A 24537-nucleotide genomic window follows, 5' to 3' on the forward strand; every position below is an offset into this window, starting at 1 on the left:
CTCCCACTCTACGCGCGTGGTCAAGCGGAACGCACAGGCCGGGTGGGCGAATGGGCCGAGACCCGGCACGGGTGCCGGGTCTCGGGGAAAGCAGCGGTGCGCCGGGGCGTACCGGACGGGATCAGGCGAGGTCCTCCAGCGGCGGGAGGGCGTGGCGGCGGATCACGTCGGCGTACCAGTGGGCACTGGCCTTCGGGATGCGGCGCTGGGTGGCGTAGTCCACGTACACCGCGCCGAACCGCTTCGAATAGCCGTACGCCCACTCGAAGTTGTCCATCAGGGACCAGAGGAAGTAGCCGCGCACGTCCGCGCCGTCGGCGACCGCGCGCTGCACGGCGTCGAGGTGGCCGTGCAGGTAGGCGATGCGCTCGGGGTCCTGGACCCGGCCCTCGGGCGAGACGTAGTCGTCGAAGGCGGCGCCGTTCTCGGTGACCATCAGCGGGATGCCGGGGTGGTCGCGGGTGACGTCCATGAGCAGGTTGTACAGCCCGTTGGGGTCGATCGACCAGTTCATGGCGGTGGTCGGCTTGCCGTCGGCGAGGTGGAAGGCGACGTGCTCCGAGCCGGGCCACGGGGAGTAGTCGCTCGCGCCGTGGCCGTCATTGCGGGTGTCGCCGGAGCCCTCGGCGGGCGTGGAGACCAGGGTCGGCGTGTAGTAGTTGATGCCGAGGACGTCGACCGGCCGCGCGATGGCCTCCAGGTCGCCGTCCTGCACCAGCTTCGACCAGTCCACCACGTGCGCGGTGTCCGCGAGCAGGTCCTCCGGATAGGCGCCGTGCAGCATCGGGCCGGTGAAGACCCGGTTGCCGACCGCGTCGATGCGGCGGGCGGCGTCCACGTCCTCGGGGCTCGGGGTCAGCGGGCGGACCTGGTGGAGATTGAGGGTGACCGAGGTCTGCGCGGTAGCGGGGAGTTGACCGCGCAGAACCTCGATCGCCCGGCCATGGGCGAGGTTGAGGTGGTGGGCCGCCCGCAGGGCGGATGCGGCCTCGGTGCGGCCGGGGGCGTGCACCCCGGAGCCGTAGCCGAGGAAGGCCGAGCACCACGGCTCGTTGAAGGTGGTCCAGGTGCCGACGCGGTCGCCGAGGGCACCGGCCATGATCGCGGTGTAGTCCGCGAACCGCTCGGCGGTCGCGCGCTCCGGCCAGCCGCCCGCGTCCTCCAGCTCCTGGGGCAGGTCCCAGTGGTAGAGGGTGGCGACGGGCTTGATGCCGGCCTCCAGCAGCTCGTCGACCAGCTTGCGGTAGAAGTCGAGCCCGCGCTCGACGGCGGGGCCGCGGCCGGTGGGCTGGACCCGGGACCAGGAGATGGAGAAGCGGTACGCCTTCAGCCCCAGCTGCTTCATCAGCGCCACGTCGTCGCGGTAGCGGTGGTAGTGGTCGGCGGCGATGTCGCCGGTGTCGCCGTTGCGCACCTTGCCGGGGGTGCGGCTGAAGGTGTCCCAGATGGAGGGCGTGCGCCCGTCCTCGGCGGCGGCACCCTCGACCTGGTAGGCGGCGGTGGCCGCTCCCCAGACGAAGCCCGTCGGGAACGTGGTGGTGGCCTCGGGCACCGGCTTCGGGGCGATGTCAGGTCGTACGGCAGTCATGCGGGAGCGCTCCCAGGGGTGTGAAGGACAGGGGCGTTGACGGGGTGGGGCTACGGGGCCGTACGGTCCGCGGGGCGGGCGGGGACCGTACGGCTCCGTGACGAAGAAGCGGCGAGCGGGTGGTCAGCCCTTGACGGCGCCGGACATGATGCCGCCGACGATCTGCTTGCCGAAGATCACGAACACCACGAGCAGCGGCAGGGTGCTGATCAGCGCGCCGGCCATCACGATGCTCGTGTCGGGGGTGTACGAGGCGCTGAGCTGGCCGAGCGCCACCTGGAGGGTGGGGTTCTCCTGGCTCAGGGCGAGGTAGGGCCAGAAGAAGTCGTTCCACGCCTGGACGAAGGTGAGCATGCCGAGCACCATCATCGCGGGGCGGGCCACCGGCAGCACCACGCTCAGCACGATGCGGAAGTTGTTCGCGCCGTCGATCTTGGCGGCCTCGATCAGCTCGTAGGGCATCGCCTCGCTCAGGTACTGGCGCATGAAGAACACACCGAAGGCGCTGACCAGGGTCGGGAAGATGACCGCTTCCAGGTCCCCGCCCCAGCCGATGTCCGACATCATCATGAACAGCGGGACGACGCTGAGCTGCGGCGGGATCGTCAGGGTCAGGATGACCCCGGTCATCAGGACGTTCCGGCCGCGGAAGCGCATCTTGGCGAAGGCGTAGCCGGCCAGGGTGCAGAAGAAGAGCGTCGCCGCGGTGATGCAGCCGGACACGATGACGCTGTTGACGATGGCCTTGCCCAGATGGGCCTGGTTCCACGCGGCGTCGAGGTTGTGGAAGAGGCGGTCACCCGGCAGGAACGGCGGGGTGGTGGCCAGCACTTCGTCCTGGGTGTGGGACGCGGCCACGAGGGTCCAGTACAGCGGGAGCAGCGAGCCGATGCCGACGACGGCCAGGGCGATGTAGGCGAACGGGCCGCCCTTCAGCTGCTGCCCGGCACCGGGCTTGAAGCGGCTGGCGCGCTTCGGTGCGCGGTGGACGGAACGCGCCGGGAGGCCGGGCTCCGAGACTTTGGTGGGGCTGGTCATGGTCATTGGAATTCGCTCCCGGTCAGACCGCGGATTTGCGTACGAAGCGGCCGATGAGCCAGTTGACCGCGGCGATGATCAGCAGGAGGGCGAGCATCGCCCAGGCCACTGCGGCGGCCGGACCGAGGTGCCCGAGGTTCCAGCCGTAGTTGTAGAGGTAGACGCTGAGGGTCTCGTACTGATTCTCGTTGCCACCGGTCTGGCCGAGGGTGCCGCCTTCGAGCAGCAGGGGCTCACCGAACAGCTGCATCGACCCGATGGTCGAGATGACGATCGTGAAGAGGATCGTGGGCCGCAGCGACGGGATGGTCACCTTGCGGAACTGCTGCCAGCGCGAGGCACCGTCCAGCGAGGCCGCCTCGTACAGGTCCGACGGCACGGCCTGCATCGCGGCCAGGTAGATCAGGGTGTTGTAGCCGGTCCAGCGCCAGATCACGATGACCGAGATGGCGATCTTGGACGTCCAGTGGCCGTTGGCCCAGTTGGTGTCGCCGAGGCCGACGAAGTGCAGCGCCCAGTTGAGCAGGCCGCCGTCGGCCCGGAAGACCAGGGCGAAGACGAGGGCCGCGGAGGCCACCGAGGTGGCGTACGGGGTCAGGATGATCGTGCGCCAGAAGGTGCTGGCCCGCAGCTTGTAGTTGAGCAGGTGGGCCAGGCCGAGCGCGACGAGCAGCTGCGGGACCGTCGACATCACACCGATGAGGAAGGTGTTGCTGACGGCCGTCCAGAACTCGGCGTCGTGCAGGATCTTGTCGAAGTTCTCCCAGCCGACCCACTCCATCTGGTCCATGCCGGTCATCTCGACCCGGTGCAGGGCGATCCAGCCGGTGTAGAGCAGCGGGTAAAGCCCGAAGGCGCCGAAGACGAGGAAGAACGGGGCTATGTAGGCGTACGGCGACGCCTTGTCGTCGAACCGCCAGAGCCGGCTGCGCCAGTTCTGCCGGCGTGCGTCCTCCAGTTTGTGCTGGGAGCCGCGGGGTGGCGGCGCGTATGCGTCCCGGGTGGGAGTCGAGGTGGCCACGAGCGGGAGTCCTTCCCTGGATTTTGCTTGAGTTACCCGGGTACGGGGATGGCTGGGCCGTTACGCCGCACCCCTCAGGAACACGCGGGTGCGGGCGGCCCGGGTAGGGGCCGCCCGCGCCCGGGCGGGTCCGGCGGATCAGGCCGGACGCGCCCTGGCGAACGTCAGCCGATCACCTTGTCGATGGCCTTGGTCGCGGCCTCCCACGCCTCGTCGGGCTTGGTGCCGCGCTGCTCCATGTTGTTGATCTGGGTGGAGATGGTGTCCTTGATGGCGGCGTCCTTCGGGCCGAGGATCGTCTCGGGGATGGACTTGGCCTCATCGGCGTAGATCTGGCCGATCGGGGCGTCGTTGAAGTAGGGGAGCTTGGCGTTCTTCACGTCCGGCAGCTCGTACGCGCCCTTGTTGGACGGGAAGGAACCGATCGCCTTGAAGACGGCGGCCTGCTGCTCGGGGGCGGTCAGCCACTTGACGAGCTTGGTGGCCTCCTCGACGTGCTTGCCGGACTTCGGGACACCGAGGAAGGAGCCGCCCCAGTTGGCGGCGGTGGCGCCGGGGGCGGTGGTGATGTCCCACTTGCCCTTGTTCGCGTCACCGGCGTTCACGGAGATCTGACCGGCCATCCAGGCGGGGCAGGCCACGGTGGCCATGGTGCTCTTGCGGAGCGCGGCCTTCCACGGGTCGCTGAACTGGGCGAGGCCCTGGGTCAGCTTCTTGTCCGCGGCCTCGGCGGCCAGGTTCCAGCCCTGCTTGACGCTGGGGCTCTCCTTGTAGATCGGCTTGCCGCTCTCGTCGTAGTACTGCTTCGCGTTGGAGCTGACGACGGCGTTGAACATGGCGCTGGCGGAGTCCATGAAGTACGTGCCCTCGGGGGCGTTCTTCTTGTACTCCTCACCCAGCTTGAGGTAGTCCTCCCAGCCGCCGGAGATCTTGGCCGCGACCTCCTTGCGGTCGGTCGGCAGACCGGCCTTCTTGAACAGCTCGGTGTTGTAGCAGAGCGACATCGGGCCGATGTCGGTGCCCGCGCCGATCACCTTGCCGTCCGGCGTGGTGGCCTGCTTCTCCTTCCACGACACGAACTCGTTGACGTCGATGACCTTGCTCAGGTCGGCGAACTGGTCCGCCTTGGTGTCGACGAGCTCCTTGATGCGGCCGACCTCAAGACCCTGGACGTCGGCGAGACCGCTGCCCGAGTTCAGCTGCTGGAGCAGCTTGGGGTAGTAGACCTTCTCATCGGCGGTGGTGTCTTCCTTCACCGTGATGTTCGGGTGCAGCTCGTGGTACTTGGCGAAGAGACCGGCTTCCTTGTAGCCGAACTGGCCGTAGTCGGCGACGGTCAGCGTGATCTTCCCGTTCGCGTCGGAGGACTCGTTCGAGTCGGAGTCGTCGCTGCTGCAGCCGGTCAGCAGCAACGCCGAAGCGGTCAGGCCCGTGGTGGCCAGGACCGCGACTCTGCGGCTCCGGCCGGCGACGGTGCGGGTGATACGCATTCCACTACTCCTTGTTCCAGGGTGGGACTGGCTCACTGCGTGGCATACGCGCTGGTGAGTGCGGGTGCCGGATGGTTTTGGGGGGAGTACACGGGCAGTGCCGTTCACGCGAGAAAACCTCGTGTGATGTGGGAGCGCTCCCATGCGTCGATGTCGGAAGATTGCTGCCTACGGGGGGTGGGTGTCAAGAGTTGAAGACGCTTCCGTTGCGCGAGCGTGTCCTGCAAGTCACGAGACCGTGTCCGGCCGAGGGCTTGCCAAAGCGGTTCGCCGCGTTGCGGCGCGCGGCCGATTCTTGAATTCCCGCAGGTGGGGGACGGGTTGGGGTTGGATCTTGGTCGAGCGCCCGTCGAGAACCGGCTTCGGTGCCGGTTTTCCGGCAGGGGCCGGAAACAGCCTGCCGGGGCGTCGAGGACCCCGCCGGGAAGTGAACGGGGCACACCACGGAGCAGGCCAGGATGTGGAGTCGCGCGTTCTTTGCCCGAACCCGGGCGCCCGCCCGGCGCCTTCGGGCCCGGCCGGAGCGCCGTCCCGGACTCACACCCCGCGCAGCCGGCCCAGCGTGGCTTCCAGCTCCTCCTGGGCCGCGCGCGCCGCCGCCTCCGGGTCGCCCGACACGATGGCCGTGACGAGGGCGCGGTGGCCCGCCTGGCCGTGCCGGGGGTCCTGGCGGCGGAGGCCCAGGAGGTCCACGAGGTCGATGAGGCCCTGGCGGAGGGCCGGGACGAACTCGGCGAAGAGGTCGGTGAGGACCGGGTTGTGCGCGGCGGCCACGACCGCCCGGTGCACCGCGATGTCCGCGTCCACGAACTCCGCGTCGTCGAGGCCCGCGCCCGCCTTCAACCGGGCCGTGAGCGCCGCGTCCAGGGCGGTCAGGTCCTCGTCGGTGCGGCGGCGGGCGGCGAGGCGGGCGGCCTGGACCTCGATGAGCATGCGGACCTCGTAGACGTCGGTGACCGACGCCCTGCGCAGCCGTACCGGCCAGTCCTCCGTGACGTGGTCCGCGACGACGAAGACGCCGGCGCCCTGGCGGGACTGGAGGAGGCCGAGCGTCGCGAGCGTACGGACCGCCTCGCGGACCGTGGAGCGGCCCACGCCCAGCTCGCGGGCGAGGGAGGTCTCGCCCGGGAGCTTCGTGCCGACCGGCCAGTGCCCCTCGGTGATCCGGGCGCGCAGATGGCTGGTCGCCTGTTCCACGAGGGGGCTGGGGCGGAGGGGGCCGAGCGGGGACACGTCGTTCACCTGTCAGGTTGTCTGAGGGGTTGCGTTCTGGTTACTGTACCGGCCATGACGTACCGCGGTCTCCTCCTTCTCGGCTGCCGCGGCGGGGCCTGAAGCGATCGGCACCCCGCCGCGGGGTGCCGTGCTGGGCCGGTCGCATCCGGCGATGCGAGAAGAGACACCGTCCATGCCCGAGTTCATGTCCGCGGCCACGTCCGGCGCCCGGTCCCCGATGCACGGCTTCCCCACCATCTGCACGCCCCGCGGCCCGGTCCCCCAGGCGGCGCCCCGCTGGAACCCGCAACGCTCCAGCTCCATGCCCTCGCACCGCTACCGGTCCGCGTACGACCGGGTCGCGGTCCCGCTGACCGGGCGGAGCTGGCCGCAGGCCCGTGTCGAGCGGGCCCCGCTGTGGGTGCCGGTCGACCTGCGGGACGGCAACCAGGCGCTGGCGGAGCCGATGGACACCCCGCGCAAGCGGCGGATGTTCGACCTGCTGGTCGCGATGGGCTTCAAGGAGATCGAGGTCGGCTACCCGTCCGCGAGCCGCACCGACTTCGACTTCGTACGCCACCTGGCGACGAGCGGGGCCGTCCCCGACGACGTCACCGTGGTCGTCTTCACCCCCGCCAGGGCCGGCCTGATCGACCGGACCTTCGAGTCCGTGGCCGGCCTGGACCGGGTCGTCGTCCACCTCTACATCGCGACCGCCCCCGTCTGGCGCGAGGTGGTCCTCGGCCGCGACCGGGCCGACGTGCACGGCGTGGTGCTGGACGCGGCCCGGCGGATGGACCGGCTGGCCAGCGCCAGGCCCGGCACGGACATCCGGTTCCAGTTCTCGCCCGAGGTCTTCAACCTGACCGAGCCCGACTACGTCCTGGAGGTCTGCGACAGCCTCACCGAGCTGTGGGACGCCTCGCCGGACCGGCCGGTCGTCCACAACCTGCCGGCCACCGTGGAGATCGCCACGCCCAACGTGTACGCGGACCAGATCGAGTACATGCACCGCCACCTGGCCCGGCGCGACTCGGTGATCCTCTCCGTGCACCCGCACAACGACCGGGGCACGGGCGTGGCCTGCGCGGAGCTGGCGGTGCTGGCGGGCGCCCAGCGGGTGGAGGGCTGCCTGTTCGGCAACGGCGAGCGCACCGGCAACGTCGACCTGGTCAACCTGGCGCTCAACCTGCACGCCCAGGGCGTCGACCCGATGATCGACTTCTCGGACATCGACGAGATCCGCCGCACGGTCGAGCACTGCAACCGGCTGCCGGTGTCGCCGCGCCATCCCTACGGCGGGGATCTGGTGTACACCGCGTTCTCCGGCACCCATCAGGACGCCATCAGCAAGGGTTTCGCCCACCGCGCGACCAGTGTGTCGGAGCTGTGGGAGGTGCCCTACCTGCCGATCGACCCGGCCGACGTGGGGCGTACGTACGAGGCGGTCATCCGGGTCAACTCGCAGTCGGGCAAGGGCGGCATCGCCCACCTGCTGCGCACCGGCCACGGCGTGGACCTGCCGGCCGGGATGCGGGTGGAGTTCTCCCGGACCGTCCAGGAGGCGACCGACGACAGCGGTGCGGAGGCCACCGGGAAGGACCTGTGGAACCTGTTCGAGGCGGCGTACCTGGCCCCCGGGCGGGACGGCGGGGTCGCCCTCACCTCCTGGTCGGCGCAGACCGGCCCGGCCGGTGAGCACCGCTTCGTCTGCACCCTGCGGGTGGACGACCGGGAGGGCGACTACGAGGGGACGGGCGCCGGCCCGGTCACGGCGTTCGCGGACGCGCTGGCGGCGGCCGGGGTGGCGGCGGACGTCCTGGAACTGGTGGAGCAGGAGCCCTCGGGGCCGGCCGGGACCCGCACGGCCACGGCGTACGCGCGCTGCCGGACCGGCGGCGAGGAGCGCTGGGGCGCGGGCCGGGCCGCCTCGGGCGTGGCCGCGTCCGTGGCGGCGGTGCTGTCGGCGGTGAACCGGGCGCGGGGATAGGGCCTGCGCCCCCGGCCGGGAGGAAGGGGGGTGCTCGTCCCGGCCGGGGGCAGTGGGGCGCGCCCCCGGCCGGGGGTGGGGGGAAGGGGGCCGGGCCGGGGTGCGCGGGGGAGGGGATGGTCCTGCGTGCGGTCCTCGCAGGCACCCGCGTGGTCCTACTCGTACGCGCCGAACGCCTTGGTGAAGGCGAGCGGTTCCTGGGTGATCGAGCTGCACGAGGCGTCCGCGGTGGGCTTGGCGCCGCCCGCGCACTCCTTGTCCCGGGTGCCGGACCACATCGCGAGCCAGGCGAGCCCCTTCTCCTTCGCGAACGCGACGAGCTGGGTGGCGTCCTCGACCTTGAAGACCTCGCTGCTGACGTCGTTCACGCCGATCATCGGGGTGACGGCGACGGTCTTCCACGCCTCGGCGCCGGAGAGCCCGAGCACGCCCTTGATCTGGGCCTGGGTGGCGGTGGCGGCCTGGACGGCGTAGGTGCCCATGTCGCCGCTGTAGGAGGCGCCGTAGTCCATCGCCATGATGTTGACGGCACCGACGTCCACGCCGTTCCTCTTCGCGTCCGCGATGAGGTCGACGCCGGGCTGGGTCAGGCCCTCGGGCATCACGGGGAGCGTGAAGGACACGTCCAGGCCGGGGTGCGCCTTCTGGAGCTTCGCGATGGCCTGCGAGCGGCGGGTGTTGGCGGCGGTGTCGGGGAGCGCGCCGCCCTCGATGTCGAAGTCGACCTTGGTCAGCTCGTACGTGTCGACCACCTTGCCGTACGCGGCGGCGAGGTCGGCCGCCGAGGAGCAGCGCAGGGCCAGTTCGGAGCCGGCGGCCCCGCCGAAGGACACCCGGACGTCGCCGCCGGCCGCGCGCAGGGCGCCGATCTGGGAGGCGACGTGGTCGTCGCCGAGGCCGGTGACCCCGCCCCAGAGCGGGGCGCAGCCGCCGCCGGAGGTGATGAAGGCGAGGGTGAACTGCTCGACCCCGGTCTTCTTCGCGGTGCCGGCCAGGTCGTAGGCGGGGTAGAGCGAGGTGTCCACGTACGGGGCGAAGCGGGCGCCGGTCGCGGTGGAGCCGCCGTCGTCGGTCTTCGTGGGGGTGGGGGTCGGCGTGGGGGTCGCCGTTCCGGTGGGCTTCTCGGTGGGGGTGGCCGTGGGGGACGGGGGTGCGGACTCGGTGGGGCGGCCGCTGGGTTCCGGGGTGGCGCCGGGGTCGACGGAGCACGTGGCGCCGTCGATCAGGCAGCCGGTGGGGTCGGCCGCCGTGCCGTCGGACGCGGTGACGAAGCCGACGGTGACGGACTGCCCGGCGGCCAGCCGCTCGTTCCAGCTCGCGGGGCGGACGGTGACGTGGTTCCCGCTGACGGTGTGTTCGCCGTTCCACAGCGAGCTGAGCTTCGTGCCCGCCGGGAGGTCGAACTCCAGCGTCCAGCCGGTCTTGGCCGAGCCGGTGTCGTTGGTGACGACGTACTGGCCGGTGTAGCCGCCGGTCCAGCCGCTGGTGCGGGTGTACGCGGCGCCGACCGCCGATGCCTGCGCCGTGCCGGTGAGGGCGAACACCGTCCCGCCGATCACCGCGGCCGCGACGACCGAGCCGATCACCTTGGTCCTGGTGCCCATCGTGCGCCGGTGCGTGCTGGTGCCCATCGCGTTCCTGCCTCGTCGTACGGGAGTGGGGGATGCGGGAGCACGCTAGCGGCCACGGAACGGGCAAACGGGGCGAGGCGGACCGGGGTCGAGGTTCTTAGGACTGCCTTAAGGAGCGCATCGGCCGGGCTAAAGGTTCGGGCGGCCGGCCCTCCGGAGGCGGCGGCGCTGACGGCCGACCCGGTGACCCCGCCCGCCGCCCCGCGGGCGCTGTCCGTCCTGCCCGATCCAGACCCGGACCTCCGTGCCGCCCAGCACCGAGCGGCCGATGCGCACGTCGCCGCCGGTGGACTCGGCGACCCGGCGCACGATGTCGAGCCCGAGTCCGGTCGAGCCCACCGCGTCCCGGGCCCCGCCGCGCGCCAGGGCCGCCTTGGGGTCGGCGATCCCGCCGCCCGCGTCCGAGACCAGCACGATCACCGCGTCACCGCTGTGGTGCACGTCGACCGCGAAGGCGGTGCCCTCCGGGGTGTGCCGGAAGACGTTGCCGAGCAACGCGTCGAGCGCGGCGGCCAGTTCGGGCCGGGCGACCGGGATGCGCACCGTGCGGTCCACCCCGGCGAGGCGTACCTCGCGGCCCTCGTCCTCGGCCAGGGCGGACCAGAAGGCCATCCGCTCGCGGATCACCTCGGAGGCGTCGCAGCCGGCACCGGGCCCGCCCGGCTGGGTCTGCGGGCGCTGCTCGCGGGCGGTCCGGATGATCGTGTCGACCTCGCGCTCCAGCTGTTCGACGGCCGCCCGGGTCTGCTCGGCGGCGGGCCCCTCGCCGAGCGAGGCGGCGTTCAGCCGCAGGACGGTGAGCGGGGTGCGCAGCCGGTGCGAGAGGTCGGCGGCCAGTTCGCGTTCGTTGGCGAGGAGCTGGACGACCTGGTCGGCCATGGAGTTGAACGCGACGGCCGCGGAGCGCAGTTCGTCCGGGCCCTCCTCGGGGACGCGGGTGCCGAGCCGCCCCTCCCCCAGGTCGTGGGCGGCGCCCGCGAGGCGGCGCGCGGGCCCGACCATGCGGACGCCGAGGCGGTCGGCCACGGCGACCGAGCCGACGATGAGCGCGACGCCGACGGCGGCCAGCATCAGCCAGGCGGTGGTGACCCCATGCGAGACCGCGGCCTCGGGGACGAACACCTCGACCACCGCAATGCCCCTGGGCCCCACCGCGGTCGGCTGGAGCAGCACGGAGCCGCCGGTGACCCCGATGATCGTGGCGCGGCCCGAGACGCGTACGGCCTCCAGCTCCCCGGGGGTGGCGCGGCCCTCGCCGATGTCGGCCGCGATGCCGTCGGGTTCGCCGGAGGCCGGGATGTGGACGGCCATCCGGCCGGCGGCACCCGGTTCGGTGGTGAGGACGGCCTTCTCCAGCTGGGTCCGGTCCGTGGTGATGGACAGCGTGGGGCCGATCGTCGCGGCCTGCCGTTCGGCGTCGGAGAACGCGCGGTCGCGGGCCATCTCCTTGACGACGAGCCCCAGGGGCACGGCGAAGGCGATGACGACCATGGCGGTGACGGCCAGGCAGACCTTGACCAGCGCCCATCTCATGCCGGCCGCTCCGGCGCCGGGGGCTGGAGCTTCACGCCGACGCCGCGCAGGGTGTGCAGGTAGCGCGGCCGGGCCGCGGTCTCGCCCAGCTTGCGGCGCAGCCAGGAGAGGTGGACGTCGATGGTCTGGTCGTCGCCGTAGGACTGCTGCCAGACCTCGGCGAGGAGTTCCCGGCGGGGGACGACGACGCCGGGGCGCCCGGCCAGGAAGGCCAGCAGGTCGAACTCGCGGCGGGTGAGGTCGAGCGCGGTGCCGTCGAGTTCGGCCTGCCGGCGCAGCGGGTCGACGCAGAGTCCGCCGACCTGGATGACGCGCGGGGGCGGTGCCTCGCCCGCGGCGGCCCGGGCCCGGCGGAGCACGGCGGCCATCCGGGCCGACAGGTGCTCCACGGAGAACGGCTTGGTGAGGTAGTCGTCGGCGCCGTCGTTGAGCAGCCGGACGATCTCGCTCTCGTCGTCCCGGGCGGTCGCGATGATGACGGGCACGTCGGTGATGCCGCGCAGCATCTTCAGGGCCTCGGAGCCGTCGAGATCGGGCAGTCCGAGATCGAGGATGACCACGTCGAAGCGGAAATGGGCGACTTCGCGCAGCGCTTCGAGGGCGGTGCCGACGCTCCGTACGGTGTGACCGGCGTCCGTCAGGTGCCGGATGAGGGCGGAACGTACGAACTGGTCGTCCTCGACCACGAGCACACTGGGCATGGGCGGCACCGTACGCCATCGGTCTGCCCGGGTGACATGTCCACCTGGTTCGTGGTGCAGGATGTTGATGATGCAACGAGGTCTGGTACACGCACTGGCGTGGTCGCTCGCCACCGGCGCGGCGGTCACGGTCTCGTGGTGGGGTGTGCGCTCCGTGCTCGCGGGCACGGTGTACGACCCGCCGCGCGCGGTGCCGGTCGCGGCGCCGACCACGGAGAGCCTGACCTCGTCGACGCACCGCCCCGCTCCCCCGGCCTCGCCGTCCCCCGAACCCCGGACCACCGCCCCGAAGCCGCCCGCGCCCTCTTCCCGCAAGCCGTCCCCGTCGCACACCCCGGCGCCCAACACCCCGCGCCCCGCGTCGGGGACGACCGCCGCGGCCGGGCAGGCGCGGAGTTACGCGACCGACGGCGGCCGGGTCGTCTTCGAGATCCGGCCCGACTCGGCGGAGCTGGTCTCGGCGACCCCGGAACCGGGCTGGTCGATGCGGGTGTGGTCCAACACGACGTGGATACGGGTCGACTTCGCCCGGGACGACGGCACGACGGTCTCCGTCTTCTGCACCTGGAACGACCACGCGCCCCAGGTGGACATCGTCCACTCGTAGCCCGCACCGGAAGGGAGCCGCCCGTCCGGGGAGGCGGTCAGCGGAACGCGTCCGGGGGCGGCGGCGGTGACGGGCGGGCCTCCGCGTCGTGCACCGGGGCCGCGCCGCCGGTGAAGTCCGTGAGGGCACGGCCGTGTTCGACGCGTCCGGGGTGCGGGTCGGTCGCGACGCGGCGGGTCAGCCGGGCGATCTCCGGCGCGGTGTCGGAGGCGAGCAGGACGGCGTTGCCGAAGCGGCGGCCCCGCCACACCGTGGGGTCGGCGGCGAGCGCGAGGGCGGGGAAGACCGTGGCGGCGGTGGCGATCTGGCCGCGCAGATGGGCCAGCGGCGGCCCGTCCGCGAGGTTGGCCACGTAACTCCCGCCGGGCTTCAGGACCCGGCGCACCTCGGCGAGGAACTCGGTCGTGGTCAGGTGCGCCGGGGTGCGGGCGCCGCTGAAGACGTCCGCGATGACGAGGTCGGCCCAGCCGTCCTGGATCTTGCCGAGCCCGGCCCGGGCGTCGGTGGACCTGACCCGGATTCTGGCCTGCGGGTCCAGCGGCAGTTCGCGGCGGACCAGTCGCACGAGCGCCGCGTCGACCTCGATGACCTGCTGGGTGGACCGGGGGCGGGTGGCGGCGATGTACCGGGCGAGCGTGAAGGCCCCGCCGCCCAGGTGCACCACGTGCAGCGGCTGCCCGGCGGTGGCGACGAGGTCCGCGATGTGGCCGATGCGGCGCTGGTACTCGAAGGAGAGGTACGTGGGGTCGTCCAGGTCGACGTGCGACTGCGGGGCCCCGTCGATCGTCAGCGTCCAGGCGCGGCGGCGCTCCCGGTCGGGCACGAGTGCGGCGAGTCCGCCGTCCACGGGCTCGGAGACGTTGCCCTCCGGGGCTGCGCGACCCGCGCGCCCCTTGCGGTCGCCGCCGGCCGCTCCTCGACGTGCCACTGCTTCTCGCCCCTGCTCACCGTGTCCGGGACGGGCCGATCCGCGCGGCCCGCCGTCCGGACCATTATCGGGGTGACGGCGGCGGCCGGCTCAGCGGCAGTTGTCGGCCGCCTCGATCAGCCGGGCCGCCTGGTCGAGCGCGACGCGCAGCACGGCCGGGTCGGTGACCGGGGTGTCCGCGGCGGGCGGCAGCAGCCAGCCGCTGCCGGAGACCGGCGGCTCGGCGGGGATGCGCAGCCCCCGGCCGTCGGTCCGCGTACAGGCGCTCCCCGGTACGTCCCAGCCCTGCGCGGTCCCCGGCGGCACCAGGAACCCGAGGGTGTCGCAGGCGCCGTCGTGGATGACCGGGCCCACGACGTCCCGCGCCGCGCCCCGGCGCAGGATGTCCACGGCCTCCAGGCCCTGCCGGGCGGGCACGGTCACCAGATCACAGGGTTCGCCGGCGGACGCCGTGCCGCCGCTCGCCGGGTCGGTGTGCAACAAGGGACCTCTCCTCTCATCGCCGGGGGCGGAGCCGCGCTCCGCACTCCCTCTCCGTGAGGTCCAACGCCCCGACCGCGTCAAGGGCTACGGTGCGACACCGCCGCAAAGGGTGGCAGTTCATGGCGGATCGCGGCCGAGATGCCCGGTTCCTCCGGAAACGCTTCGTGTGCACCCCGTCACAACGGGTACGTTCTTGCTCCGCCGGGACACCGGAAACAGCGCCCGGCTCGCACCGAGAGGGCCATGCCATGGTGTCGACACGGGCAGTTCCCAACCTCGCCTTCCGGCGGCTGCGCGGCCCGCGCTCCGCCGGGGAGTTCGCTGCTGCGGTACGCAGGTCCGCTCGCGAGATCGGCGAGCAGGTCGCGTGCGACGCCCGGTACATCGGACGCGTGGAGTCCGGCGAGATCCGCTGTCCCAACTACGCGTACGAGCGGGTCTTCCTGCACATGTTCCCCGGGACGACCCTGGAGGACCTGGGCTTCTCGCCCCGCGCTTCGGTACGCGGGCGGGCGGCCAGGCCCGCGGTGGCCGCCCCGCCCCCCACTGCCCCGCCGCCGGAGCCCGGCGGCGACGACGAGGAGAGCGACGTGCTGCGTCGCGTGTTCATGACGAGCGGCCCCACCGCGATGGCGGCCGTCTCCCTGGGACTGGGCCTCGGCGGCCAGGCCGCCGCCCTGCCCCTGCAACGCCGGGTCGGCGATACGGAGGTGAGCGCCGTCGAGCGGGCGGTGCGGCAGATCCGGGTGCTGGACGACCGGCACGGCGCCGACCGGCTCTACCGGCGCGCCTCGCAGCCGCTGCGGGCGGCGTACGCGCTGCTCGACGCGGGCACCGTGCACCGGCGCTCCACGGCGGACCGGCTGCACTCCGGCGCCGGTGAGCTGGCCATCTCCGTGGGCTGGCTGGCCCATGACTCGGGCCGCTTCGAGGACGCCCGTTCGCATTACGCGGAGGCGCTGGCCACCGCCCGGGTCGCCGGTGACCCGGCGCTGGAGGCGCACGCGTTCTGCAACGTGTCGTTCCTGGCCCGCGACACCGGGCGGCCCCGTGAGGCGGTGCGCGCGGCGGAGGCCGGGCAGCGGGCCGCCGAGCCGCTGGGTTCGCCCCGGCTGCGGGCGCTGCTCGCGCTGCGGGAGGCGGGGGGCCGGGCGGGGCTCGGGGACCGCACGGGGTGCGAGCGGGCGCTCGGCCGGGCGCACTCCGCGTTCTCGCGGGGGGCGTCGGGGGCGGACCCGGAGTGGATGAGCTTCTTCCGCGAGGCGGAGCTGGAGATGCTGGAGGCCCAGTGCTGGGCGGCGCTCGGGGACTGGGCCCGGGCGGCGCGTCACGCGGACCGGGCGGTCCGGCTCCAGGACCCCCACTTCACCCGCAACCTCGCGCTCTACCGCGCGGAGCTCACCCGGGACCTGGCGCGCGGGGGCCGCCCCGAGGAGGCGGCCTCGGCCGGCCACGCCGTCCTGGACCTGCTGGAGGACGTCCAGTCGTCGCGCATCCACGCGATGCTGCGCGACACGGTGGGGGCCCTGGGGCCCCGGACGGGGGTGCCCCGGGAAGTCCGGGACTTCCTGGACCGGGCCGACTCCAGCCTGTCCGGCGTTTGAGGACGGAACCCCGCGCCCCGGTCCGGACCGACCGGTTCCGTCCTCAAGCGCCGGACGGGCTGGGTTTCACGCGTTGCTCACCGCTCAAGGTGCCCCGTGTCGTTCCACTTCTGGATCGCCGGGGCGCCGTACGCCCAGCCCAGGACGGACAGGGACGTCGGGGCCAGCCAGATGCGCGCGCCGAAGGAGATGTCCTCGCCCAGCCACCGCGCGCCGAGCGCCCGCAGGATGTGACCGTGGGCGAAGACCAGGACGTCCCGGTCGGCGGACCGGGCCCACTCCACGATCTCGTCGGCCCGGGCCGACACCTCGGCGGTGCTCTCGCCCTCCGGCACCCCGTCGCGCCAGATGAACCAGTCCGGACGGCCCGCCTTGATCTCGGCCGGCGTCATCCCCTCGTACGCCCCGTAGTCCCACTCCATCAGCGCGTCCCACGGCTCGGCGCGGTCGCCGAAGCCCGCGAGCTCGCAGGTCTCGGCGGCCCGGACGAGCGGGCTGGTCCGTACCTCCAGGCCGTGCAGGTCCGTCCACGGCCCCCCGTGCAGCCGCTCGCCGAGCAGCTTGGCCCCCTCGCGTCCGGCGTCGAGCAGCGGAATGTCCGTCCTGCCGGTGTGCCTGCCGTTGAGGGACCATTCCGTCTGCCCGTGCCGGGCGAGCAGGATGCGCGGTGCCATAAGAGGGTTCTCCCTGAAAATTCCGAGACCTGGTTCCCATCATCCCGTATCCGCCCATGAGGCAACCCGGGGGGCCGCGGCGGCGTCCCACTGACCACAGATGAATCAGCGCAGCTGAGGGGTGCCGACCACACCCCCGGGGGAACCGCGCCCGACGCGCACCGTACGGTTGAACGCCCCCAGTCGGCCGCATGAACACATGATGGAGAAGCTCCGGATGCCGCACGCCACCACCGCGCCCGCTCCGCTTCACCGGCTCCGCTGGTGGACCGAGCTGCCGCTCCTGGCCCTGGTGTACGGGGCGTACTCCGGCGGCCGGCTCCTCGTGCGCGGTGACGTGTCCACGGCCGTCGACCACGGCCTGAGCATCCTGCGCCTGGAGAAGGCGCTGTTCCTGAACGCGGAACACCCGCTCAACCGCCTCTTCACGGCGCACCCCTCCATAGGCGTACCGTCCGACTTCGCGTACGCCTCCCTGCACTACGTGGTCACCCCGGCCGTGCTGATCTGGATGTTCCGGCGCCACTCGGCCGCGTACCGCAGGGCCCGCACCTGGCTGATGACCTCCACGATGCTCGGCCTGATCGGCTTCACGCTGATGCCGACGTGCCCGCCGAGGCTGCTGGACGCGAAGCACGGGTTCGTGGACACGATGGCGCAGTACAGCTCGTACGGCTGGTGGGGCACGGAGGCGAGCGCGCCGCGCGGCATGGGCGGGATGACCAACCAGTACGCGGCGATGCCCAGCCTGCACGTCGGCTGGGCGCTGTGGTGCGGCATCCTGCTGTGGCGGCACGCCAAGCACCCGGCGCTGCGCGCCGCGGGCATCGCGTACCCGCTGATCACCACGTTCGTCGTGATGGGCACCGCCAACCACTACTTCCTCGACGCGGTGGCCGGCTGCGCCGTGATGGGCGTCGGGGCGCTGCTGGCCCGGCCCGTGATGCGCCTCGCCGACCGGGTCAGGGCGGCGGTCCTGCCCCGCTTCTCGCGGACTTCCGCGACGACGGAGTCCCCGGATGTCAGTGCCGGGTGCGAGACTTCGGCGGGTGAGCGAATCCCCGGCCAGCGGACCTCCTCCGCAGAACCATCCGACGCGGCAGCAGCGGCCGGCCCGCCTGCCCGGGCCGACGGCGCCGACCGGACCGGACGGACCCCCGACGGGGACCCTGCGGCAGCGACTCGCTGAGCTGAGAGGTCCGGCGGTCGCCCCGCGCCCGCTGGACGCCCGCGCGCTCGCGGCCCTCGCCGCCAACCCGGGCTGCAAGCGCCGCGCCCTGCTCGACGGGGCCGGGGTCGACAAGGGCGCGCTCGCCTCCGCGCTGGGCTCACCGGCCCCGTTCGGCCAGTCCCAGTTCGCCTTCATGCGGGGCAACGCCTTCGAGGCCCGGGTCAAGGCCGACGGCGGTACGGAGCTGATGCGCCTGCTGCACGAGCGGCTCGGCGGCTCCGGTGAAGCGCCGCGCGGGGTGGCGACGCCCGATCTGACCGCCGCCGGGCCCGAGGGCCGCGCCGCCAGGACCGCGCTCGCGCTGCGGGAGGCGACGGAGGCGGGCGGCTGGGCGCTGCTCGACCATCCGATGCTGGCCCTGGAGGTGGCGGGGTCCCCCGCCTATCTGGAGCCGGACGCCGTCGTGGTGCACCCGGACGGCACCTGGACCGTGGTCGAGATCAAGTCGTTCCCCATGATCGACGGCTCGGCGGACGCCGCGAAGGTGGGCGCCGCCGCCCGCCAGTCCGCGGTGTACGTGCTGGCGCTCGAACGGGTCGCGGAGGTCACCGACGGGGCCCGGGTGGGGCACCGGGTGCTGCTGGTCTGCCCGAAGGACTTCTCGAACCTGCCGGCCGCCTCCGTCATGGACGTACGCAAACAGCGCGCCGTCACCCGCCGCCAGCTGACCCGGCTCACCCGCGTCGAGGAGATCGCGGCGGCCCTCCCCGAGGGCGCCTCGTTCGACCCGGAGCGCTCCCCCGGGGAGCTGGAGTCGGCGGTCGAGGCGGTCGCCGCGGCCTACGCGCCGGAGTGCCTGTCCGCCTGCGAGCTGGCGTTCCACTGCCGGGCCCGGGCGCGCGCCGAGGGTGCCGTGGAGGCGCTGGGGCGCGGGGTGCGGGGCGAGCTGGGCGGCCTGACGACGGTCGCCGGGGTGCTGGCGGCGGCCGCGGGCAAGGAGGGCGATCCGGCCGATCCGGCGGTCGCCGCCCTGCGCCGCGCGGCGGCCCTGCGCGCCGACGCGCTGGAGGGGCGGGCCGCATGTCGCTGATCACCACGCTGGCCCGGATGGAGGCCGTGGAGAGCGGCCGGGCCACGCCGACGGCCACCGTGCGCCACCGCCGGCTGACCGACCGGCCGCTCGTCCTGGTGCCGCTGACCACGGCGGGCGAGGCGGGCGCCCCGCTCGGCGCGCTCGTCGGCACGGACCGGGAGGCGCCCCGGCTGCTGGCCGTCGCCCAGCCGCGCGACCGGGACCTGCGGTTCGCGTTCCTGGCCGAGCTGGCCGAGGCGGTCCTGCCGCACATCGAGGCGTACGCGGACGTCATCGAGCCCGCCGAGCGGGGCGAGACGGACCCGGCGACCGGGAAGCGGGTCAAGGTCGAGACCGAGCTGTGCGTGGACGCGGCGCAGCTCGTCGTCCCGAGCCGGGCGGGCATCGAGTTCGTCCGGCTGCTCGGCCGTTCCATGCGCTTCCGGCGGACCGCCGAGGACGACCCGGACACCCCGTATCCGGCGCCCGCCCGGGTCCCGCTGCTGGGGCGCTGGCTGACGCATTACGGGGAGCGGGCCCGGGTTCCCGGCTCTTCCCTCCTGCTGGCCTGCACGGACCTCCTGAACCGGCACTGGGCGACCGGCCAGTCGAATCTTGAGGACCAGCATCTGGGGGCCCTGCTCGCCTGGATCGACCCGCCCGCCGGCGAGTCCGGCGCGGAGGCGGCGCTCCGGGCCGAGCTGGCCCGGGACGCGACGGGGCAGCTGCTGTGCCCGCCGGCCGGCCCGGCGACCGACCCGGACTTCGACAACCGGCTGCTGGCCCCCGCGATCGAGAAGTACGACCGGGCGCGCGCCTCGTTCGCGGCGGCCGAGGACGGGCTCGCCGCCGATGCCCGGCTGACCGAGCTGTCCGGGGCGGAGCGCGAGATCCGGGCACTGCTCGCCGGGGTGCTGCTGCCGACCTGGGACGCGGTGTGGCGGGGCCTGGACCTGCTGCGGGAGCTGCCCGAGGGGTCCAGGACCGAGGACCGCTGGACCCGGGACCGCTGGTCGTTCACCGCCCACCGCGACCGGGTGCGCTCCGGTGAGCCGCCCCAGCCGCGCCGGGACGACGCGGTGACGGCCGCCCGCAAGCTGGCCGCCCGGGAGACGGCCCAGGCGCAGCTGGAGGCGCAGGAGGCGCTGGACGACCCGCTCGTCCTGGCGGGCCGCCGGCTCGCCGGGGAGGCGTTCGTCGCCGAGGTGAGCGCGGTGGAGATGGCGTACAGCGAGTCGAAGCGGCCCTCGCCGCGCCCGCTGGTCACGGTCCGCACCGAGGAGCGCCCGCAGCTGGGCGCGGGCGTGAAGGTCTACCGCTCGCTGGACGGCAAGCCGCAGAGCGCCGAGTTCGTGGCGTACGGCCCGGCGGACGGGGCGGACGGTGAGGACGGCGGGCTTTCGCTGGTGCTGCGGATCACGGACCGGATGGGGCGCGGCAAGGAGCCCGCCCCGGGGTCGGTCCCGGAGCCCGGCGACCGGATCGCCTGGACCCTGTTCGAGCACGACCAGCGCGGCGGACCGCAGCTGCCGGACGCGGAGGAGACGCCGTGGACCCACGGCGGCCCGCCGGGCGGCCTCGAAGCGGCCGAGCTGCCCGACCCCGTGACCCCGGAGGACGTTCTGTGACGGCCGTATTCGACCCGGGCGCGGCGGCGGGCCTGGCCACCGCGAAGATCCTGGACGACACGCTGAACGGCACGGCCCGGGGCGTCGTCGTGGACTCCCCGCCGGGCGCCGGCAAGTCGACGCTGGTGGTGCGCGCGGCGCTGGAGCTGGCCGCGGCGGGCCGCCCGCTGATGGTGGTCGCCCAGACGAACGCGCAGGTGGACGATCTGGTGGTGCGGCTCGCGGAGAAGGACCCCGGGCTGCCGGTGGGCCGGCTGCACAGCAGCGACTCCGATCCGTACGACAAGGTGCTCGACGGCCTGGCCAACGTGCGCAAGTCGGCGAAGGCGGCGGATCTGGCCGGGCTCGACGTGGTCATCTCGACGGCGGCGAAGTGGGCCCATGTGAAGGACGTGGAGCCGTGGGGGCACGCGATCGTGGACGAGGCGTACCAGATGCGCTCGGACGCGCTGCTCGCCGTGGCCGGGCTCTTCGAACGGGCGCTGTTCGTGGGCGACCCGGGCCAGCTGGACCCGTTCTCGATCGTCGGCGCCGACCAGTGGGCGGGGCTGAGCTACGACCCGTCGGCCAGCGCGGTGAGCACCCTGCTCGCGCACAATCCGGAGCTGCCGCAGCACCGGCTTCCGGTCTCCTGGCGGCTCCCGGCGTCGGCGGCGCCCCTGGTGTCGGACGCGTTCTACCCGTACACCCCGTTCCGCAGCGGCACGGACCACGGCGACCGGCGGCTGTCCTTCGGGGTGGCGTCGGACGGGTCGGCGGCGGACCGGGTGCTGGACGAGGCGGCGGAGTCCGGCTGGGGGCTGCTCGAACTGCCGGCCCGGCACACCCCGCGCACCGACCCGGAGGCGGTGCGGGCGGTCGCCCGGGTGGTGCGCCGGCTGCTGGACCGGGGCGGCGCGGCCACCAGCGAGCGGTCGCCGGACCCGGCCCCGGTGACGGCGGACCGGGTGGCGGTCGGCACGGCCCACCGCGACCAGGCGGCGGCGGTGCGCGCGGCCCTCGCGGAGCTGGGCGTGACGGGGGTCGCGGTGGACACGGCGAACCGGCTCCAGGGCCGCGAGTTCGACGTGACGGTGGTGCTGCACCCGCTGTCCGGGCGGCCGGACGCGACGGCGTTCCACCTGGAGACGGGCCGCCTGTGCGTCCTGGCCTCCCGCCACCGGCACGCGTGCGTCGTGGTCTGCCGGGAGGGCGTCGCGGACCTGCTGGACGAGCATCCGTCGACGGAGCCGGTCCAGTTGGGCGTCACGGTGAAGTTCCCGGACGGCTGGGAGGCGAACCACGCGGTGCTGGCGCATCTGGCGGAACACCGGGTGCGCTGGAGTTGTTGAGTGCGCCGGGGGCGCGCCCGGGCCGGCGCACGCCCCGGCGTCGGGACGTATGCGCTCTTGCGGCCGACAGGACAATGAAGGGTGGCCGTCGAGTGGCGGGACTCGAACCCGCGACATCCCGGGCCGCCCGAGGAGGAAGACCACATGGCACAACCCGAACAAGGCGAGCAGCGGCGGCTGCGCCCCGCACCGCTGCTCTTCGAGCCGGCGGCGGCCGTCTCGGATCCGGAGCACTTCTTCGATCTGGAGTCGATGGACGATCCGAAGGAGCTGCTGGACCGGGCGACGGAGCTGGCGCTGGCCTTCCGCGCCGCGACCGACCGTGCGGTCGAGTTCCAGGCGATGGCGGCGGCCCAGCTGGCCGACCCGCGCCGGTTCGACCGGCTGACGACGGCGGACATCGCGCAGCGCGCGGAGTGGACCGAGGACTACGCGAAGAAGATGGTCGAGTTCGGCCGCACCCTGCTGAACGCGCCGCAGCCCTAGGGTCTGGGCCGGGCCCCCGGGTACCACCACCGGCATATGCCCGGGCGAACCATACTCCTCGCGCTGTTCCTCTGTCCCGATTTCCGGCAACTCTCGGAATCCGGTTGATCACTCCGGGTAGACCTGTGCACATGACCGCATGGCTGCCCGACGAAACGACCCTGCACCACGGCGACGGACCCTGCCTCCCCGCCGGCCACGAGGCGGACCTCTTCGCCGCCCTGCGCGAGCCCGCGCGGAACCAGACGGCCCAGATCACGGCGGCCGGTGCCGCGTGGCTGGCCGGGGCGACGGCGTATCCGCGCAGCGCCCTGGCCCAGTGGGAGTCGCACCCGACGGCGCCCGGGGTCCTGCCGTGCGGCACGGCGTTCGACGTGGTGAACGTACCCACGCTGTTCGGGCGCCGGATGCTGGAGCATCTGTGGGCGGACGGCCCGGGCTCGGGTCCGGTCGCCTCGCACCGGGGCCGGATGCTGCTCTTCGCGTCCCCCGGCACGGCCCAGCGGCTGCCGTCGCTGCTGGACTGGGAGGAGTGGGGCGGCGGCCCGCAGAGCCGGAACGGCGGCGGTACGAAGGTGCCCCCGCTGCTCTGCCACGGCACCGGGGACGCGGTGACGGTCCCGCCCCTGACCTGCGGCGAGAAGTACGCGGGGCCCCGCTGGCTGGTGGCCCCGGACACCCGGACCCCGTGGCTGCCGGGTCCGGACGTGCTGCTGTGGGCGTGCGTCCGGGTGGCCCGGTCGGCGCCCGCCCCGACGCCCCGGATTTCGATTTTTCCTCTCACCGATCCGAGTGCTAAGGTCTACGACGTCAGCAGGCGCCGCTAGCTCAGTTGGTTAGAGCAGCTGACTCTTAATCAGCGGGTCCGGGGTTCGAGTCCCTGGCGGCGCACAGACGGAAGAAGCCCCTCGCGGAAGCGGGGGGCTTCTTCGTCGTCCGGCACCGGCCCGGTCAGGCCCCCGTGGTGATGCGGACCGTGTACGCGCCCGAGGGCGTCCGGTCGGCGACCTCGACCGTGGCGTGCGCGCCGGGCACGGAGTACGTCTCCCCGACGCGCAGCGGCGCGTCCGCCAGCGGCGGGTAGACCGAGCGCTCCCAGCAGGCGTCGCTGGCCGGATGCGTGTCGAGCACCTCGACCGGGCCGCCGCCGGACGGGGTCTCGTTGCGCACCCGGTAGAGCAGTACGCCCTCGGCGCAGGTCGAGAGGTCGTTGCCGGTGGAGGCGCGCGCCTCGACGGCCACCGCACTGCCCTCGCCGGTCCTGATCACGGCGAGCCGGGTGCCGAGCGAGGCGCCGGGCACGGGCACGTCGGCCATCGGTTCGAGGGTGACGACGCGGTCGCTCTGGACGCAGACCACCTGCCGGTCGTCCAGCCAGCCCAGCTTCCACTTGTGCCAGCCGAAGAGGTCCGGCGCCAGGCCGAACTGGCTGCCCATGACGTCCCAGTCGCCGACGTAGGTGTCCCAGTCGCCCTTGCCGTCGGTGGGCCGGTGGTAGAGGTCGGGCAGGTCGAAGACGTGCCCGGTCTCGTGGGCGAGGACGTTGTGGTCCGGCGGGTGCTGTTCGAAGACGGTGACGACGCGCCTGATGTCCGTACCGTCGGCACGCAGCGGCCGGTCGAAGTTGACGACCTTGGTGGCGTCCGAGTCGACGCCGGGGGCGTCCGGGTCGGCGACGAGGTAGACGATGTCGTAGCGCGAGAAGTCGATCCGCTCGTCGGCCACGCGGACCGCGTCGCGCAGATAGGCGCTGCGCCGGTCGCTGGCCCAGTCGCGCTGTATGCCGTACCAGGTCGAGGGCTTCGGCATCCGGATCCACTCCCGCTGCGGGTGCGGGCGCAGCGTGAACTTCCCGTACGAGGCGCGCCGGAAGAACTGCGTGGTGGACGGGAAGTAGTCCGCGGTGAGTTCGGCGGGGGTGGTGGCCGGTTCGGCGTCCGGGAACGAGAGGAAGACCATCACCGCGTCCAGGGCGTGGTCGGGGCGCGGGTAGGCGCCGTTCCAGCGGTCGACGCCGAGGGAGTGGTGCGCGGGGGTGCGGGGCAGCGCGCAGGGGGCGGCGTCCCCGGCGGCGGCGACAGCGGGCCCGGCGACGAGGGAGGTGGCGGCGAGCGCCAGCAGCGAGACCAGCCCGGCGGCCAGCCCGCGCGGACTCGGCCTCTCCACCCCTGAGGGCCCGGGCTGACGCGGCACATCTACCTCCGGTACGGGGAGCGGACACCTGGGGCCGCGCACGACTCCGGCACGGGGCACGGACCCTGGAACCCTCCCGTCCACCTTGTGGGTTTATGGCCGTTTCGTCACGTTGGACTCCCCCAGTCGTGTCGGCCGCCCTCCCACCCGCAT

At 73.3% G+C, this 24537-nt stretch carries 20 protein-coding genes and 1 tRNA gene; 9 read left to right on the plus strand and 12 right to left on the minus strand.

Features of this window, described 5'->3' with window-relative positions; all coding sequences use genetic code 11:
* Positions 1 to 121: 121 nt before the first annotated feature.
* From ACFUJY_RS15605 to ACFUJY_RS15625, 5 genes are all read right to left on the minus strand, one after another.
* Positions 122 to 1588: a GH1 family beta-glucosidase gene (locus ACFUJY_RS15605; protein ID WP_383299036.1), complete on the minus strand. Its 1467-nt coding sequence runs from the start codon at positions 1586 to 1588 to the stop codon at positions 122 to 124.
* A 123-nt stretch (positions 1589 to 1711) separates the two neighbouring features.
* The gene (locus tag ACFUJY_RS15610; RefSeq protein ID WP_383299038.1) at positions 1712 to 2632 is read right to left on the minus strand and encodes a carbohydrate ABC transporter permease; all 921 of its coding nucleotides are present in this window, start codon (positions 2630 to 2632) and stop codon (positions 1712 to 1714) included.
* Between the two features lie 16 nt (positions 2633 to 2648).
* Complete coding sequence (locus tag ACFUJY_RS15615; RefSeq protein WP_383299041.1) at positions 2649 to 3647, minus strand: carbohydrate ABC transporter permease; 999 nt, start codon at positions 3645 to 3647, stop codon at positions 2649 to 2651.
* A 164-nt stretch (positions 3648 to 3811) separates the two neighbouring features.
* Entirely contained in the window at positions 3812 to 5137 is a 1326-nt protein-coding gene (locus ACFUJY_RS15620; protein WP_383299044.1) for an extracellular solute-binding protein, read from the minus strand.
* 537 nt (positions 5138 to 5674) lie between these two features.
* Positions 5675 to 6370, minus strand: coding sequence for a FadR/GntR family transcriptional regulator (locus tag ACFUJY_RS15625; protein ID WP_383299408.1), 696 nt, complete (start codon positions 6368 to 6370; stop codon positions 5675 to 5677).
* 175 nt (positions 6371 to 6545) lie between these two features.
* On the opposite strand from ACFUJY_RS15625, the gene ACFUJY_RS15630 reads away from it, so the two are divergent.
* Positions 6546 to 8342, plus strand: coding sequence for a 2-isopropylmalate synthase (locus ACFUJY_RS15630; protein ID WP_383299047.1), 1797 nt, complete (start codon positions 6546 to 6548; stop codon positions 8340 to 8342).
* A 155-nt stretch (positions 8343 to 8497) separates the two neighbouring features.
* Here ACFUJY_RS15630 and ACFUJY_RS15635 read toward each other — a convergent pair whose 3' ends face one another.
* The 3 genes from ACFUJY_RS15635 to ACFUJY_RS15645 form a co-directional block, all read right to left on the minus strand.
* Positions 8498 to 9973 carry a cellulose binding domain-containing protein gene (locus ACFUJY_RS15635; protein ID WP_383299050.1) on the minus strand — a complete coding sequence of 492 codons (1476 nt, stop codon included), beginning with the start codon at positions 9971 to 9973 and terminating at the stop codon, positions 8498 to 8500.
* A gap of 129 nt (positions 9974 to 10102) precedes the next feature.
* Positions 10103 to 11506 (minus strand): ATP-binding protein, encoded by a 1404-nt coding sequence (locus ACFUJY_RS15640; protein ID WP_383299053.1) that lies wholly within the window; start codon positions 11504 to 11506, stop codon positions 10103 to 10105.
* Positions 11503 to 12207 (minus strand): response regulator transcription factor, encoded by a 705-nt coding sequence (locus ACFUJY_RS15645; RefSeq protein ID WP_383299056.1) that lies wholly within the window; start codon positions 12205 to 12207, stop codon positions 11503 to 11505. Before ACFUJY_RS15645 ends, ACFUJY_RS15640 begins: the two co-directional genes overlap by 4 nt.
* 67 nt (positions 12208 to 12274) lie before the next feature.
* Between ACFUJY_RS15645 and ACFUJY_RS15650 the strand changes: the two genes are divergently transcribed.
* Positions 12275 to 12814: a hypothetical protein gene (locus tag ACFUJY_RS15650; RefSeq protein WP_383299059.1), complete on the plus strand. Its 540-nt coding sequence runs from the start codon at positions 12275 to 12277 to the stop codon at positions 12812 to 12814.
* 37 nt (positions 12815 to 12851) lie between these two features.
* Here ACFUJY_RS15650 and ACFUJY_RS15655 read toward each other — a convergent pair whose 3' ends face one another.
* Together ACFUJY_RS15655 and ACFUJY_RS15660 are read right to left on the minus strand one after the other, a co-directional pair.
* On the minus strand, positions 12852 to 13742 hold the full coding sequence (locus tag ACFUJY_RS15655; RefSeq protein ID WP_383299062.1) for a spermidine synthase: 891 nt from the start codon (positions 13740 to 13742) through the stop codon (positions 12852 to 12854).
* Positions 13743 to 13832: 90 nt separating this feature from the next.
* Positions 13833 to 14222 carry a hypothetical protein gene (locus ACFUJY_RS15660; protein WP_383299410.1) on the minus strand — a complete coding sequence of 130 codons (390 nt, stop codon included), beginning with the start codon at positions 14220 to 14222 and terminating at the stop codon, positions 13833 to 13835.
* A gap of 251 nt (positions 14223 to 14473) precedes the next feature.
* Here ACFUJY_RS15660 and ACFUJY_RS15665 point away from each other — a divergent pair, with 251 nt between their 5' ends.
* Positions 14474 to 15829, plus strand: coding sequence for a tetratricopeptide repeat protein (locus ACFUJY_RS15665; RefSeq protein WP_383299065.1), 1356 nt, complete (start codon positions 14474 to 14476; stop codon positions 15827 to 15829).
* A gap of 77 nt (positions 15830 to 15906) precedes the next feature.
* Here ACFUJY_RS15665 and ACFUJY_RS15670 read toward each other — a convergent pair whose 3' ends face one another.
* The gene (locus ACFUJY_RS15670; protein WP_383299068.1) at positions 15907 to 16503 is read right to left on the minus strand and encodes a histidine phosphatase family protein; all 597 of its coding nucleotides are present in this window, start codon (positions 16501 to 16503) and stop codon (positions 15907 to 15909) included.
* 217 nt (positions 16504 to 16720) lie between these two features.
* Between ACFUJY_RS15670 and ACFUJY_RS15675 the strand changes: the two genes are divergently transcribed.
* The 6 genes from ACFUJY_RS15675 to ACFUJY_RS15700 all read left to right on the plus strand — a co-directional run bounded on the left by ACFUJY_RS15675 (position 16721) and on the right by ACFUJY_RS15700 (position 23082).
* Entirely contained in the window at positions 16721 to 17692 is a 972-nt protein-coding gene (locus ACFUJY_RS15675; RefSeq protein WP_383299413.1) for a phosphatase PAP2 family protein, read from the plus strand.
* A 1062-nt stretch (positions 17693 to 18754) separates the two neighbouring features.
* Entirely contained in the window at positions 18755 to 20374 is a 1620-nt protein-coding gene (locus tag ACFUJY_RS15680) for a hypothetical protein (RefSeq protein WP_383299071.1), read from the plus strand.
* Entirely contained in the window at positions 20371 to 21705 is a 1335-nt protein-coding gene (locus tag ACFUJY_RS15685; protein ID WP_383299074.1) for an AAA domain-containing protein, read from the plus strand. Before ACFUJY_RS15680 ends, ACFUJY_RS15685 begins: the two co-directional genes overlap by 4 nt.
* A 144-nt stretch (positions 21706 to 21849) precedes the next feature.
* Entirely contained in the window at positions 21850 to 22191 is a 342-nt protein-coding gene (locus ACFUJY_RS15690) for a hypothetical protein (protein WP_383299077.1), read from the plus strand.
* Between the two features lie 131 nt (positions 22192 to 22322).
* Entirely contained in the window at positions 22323 to 23018 is a 696-nt protein-coding gene (locus tag ACFUJY_RS15695) for a bifunctional DNA primase/polymerase (RefSeq protein ID WP_383299080.1), read from the plus strand.
* A tRNA-Lys gene (locus tag ACFUJY_RS15700) sits at positions 23009 to 23082 on the plus strand. The genes ACFUJY_RS15695 and ACFUJY_RS15700 overlap by 10 nt, the downstream gene beginning before the upstream one ends.
* A gap of 60 nt (positions 23083 to 23142) precedes the next feature.
* Here the strand turns inward: ACFUJY_RS15700 and ACFUJY_RS15705 are convergent.
* Positions 23143 to 24384: a M6 family metalloprotease domain-containing protein gene (locus ACFUJY_RS15705; protein WP_383299083.1), complete on the minus strand. Its 1242-nt coding sequence runs from the start codon at positions 24382 to 24384 to the stop codon at positions 23143 to 23145.
* Positions 24385 to 24537: the final 153 nt, after the last annotated feature.

The sequence above is a fragment of the Streptomyces sp. NPDC057249 genome, from assembly GCF_042669245.1.
Classification (GTDB): domain Bacteria; phylum Actinomycetota; class Actinomycetes; order Streptomycetales; family Streptomycetaceae; genus Streptomyces.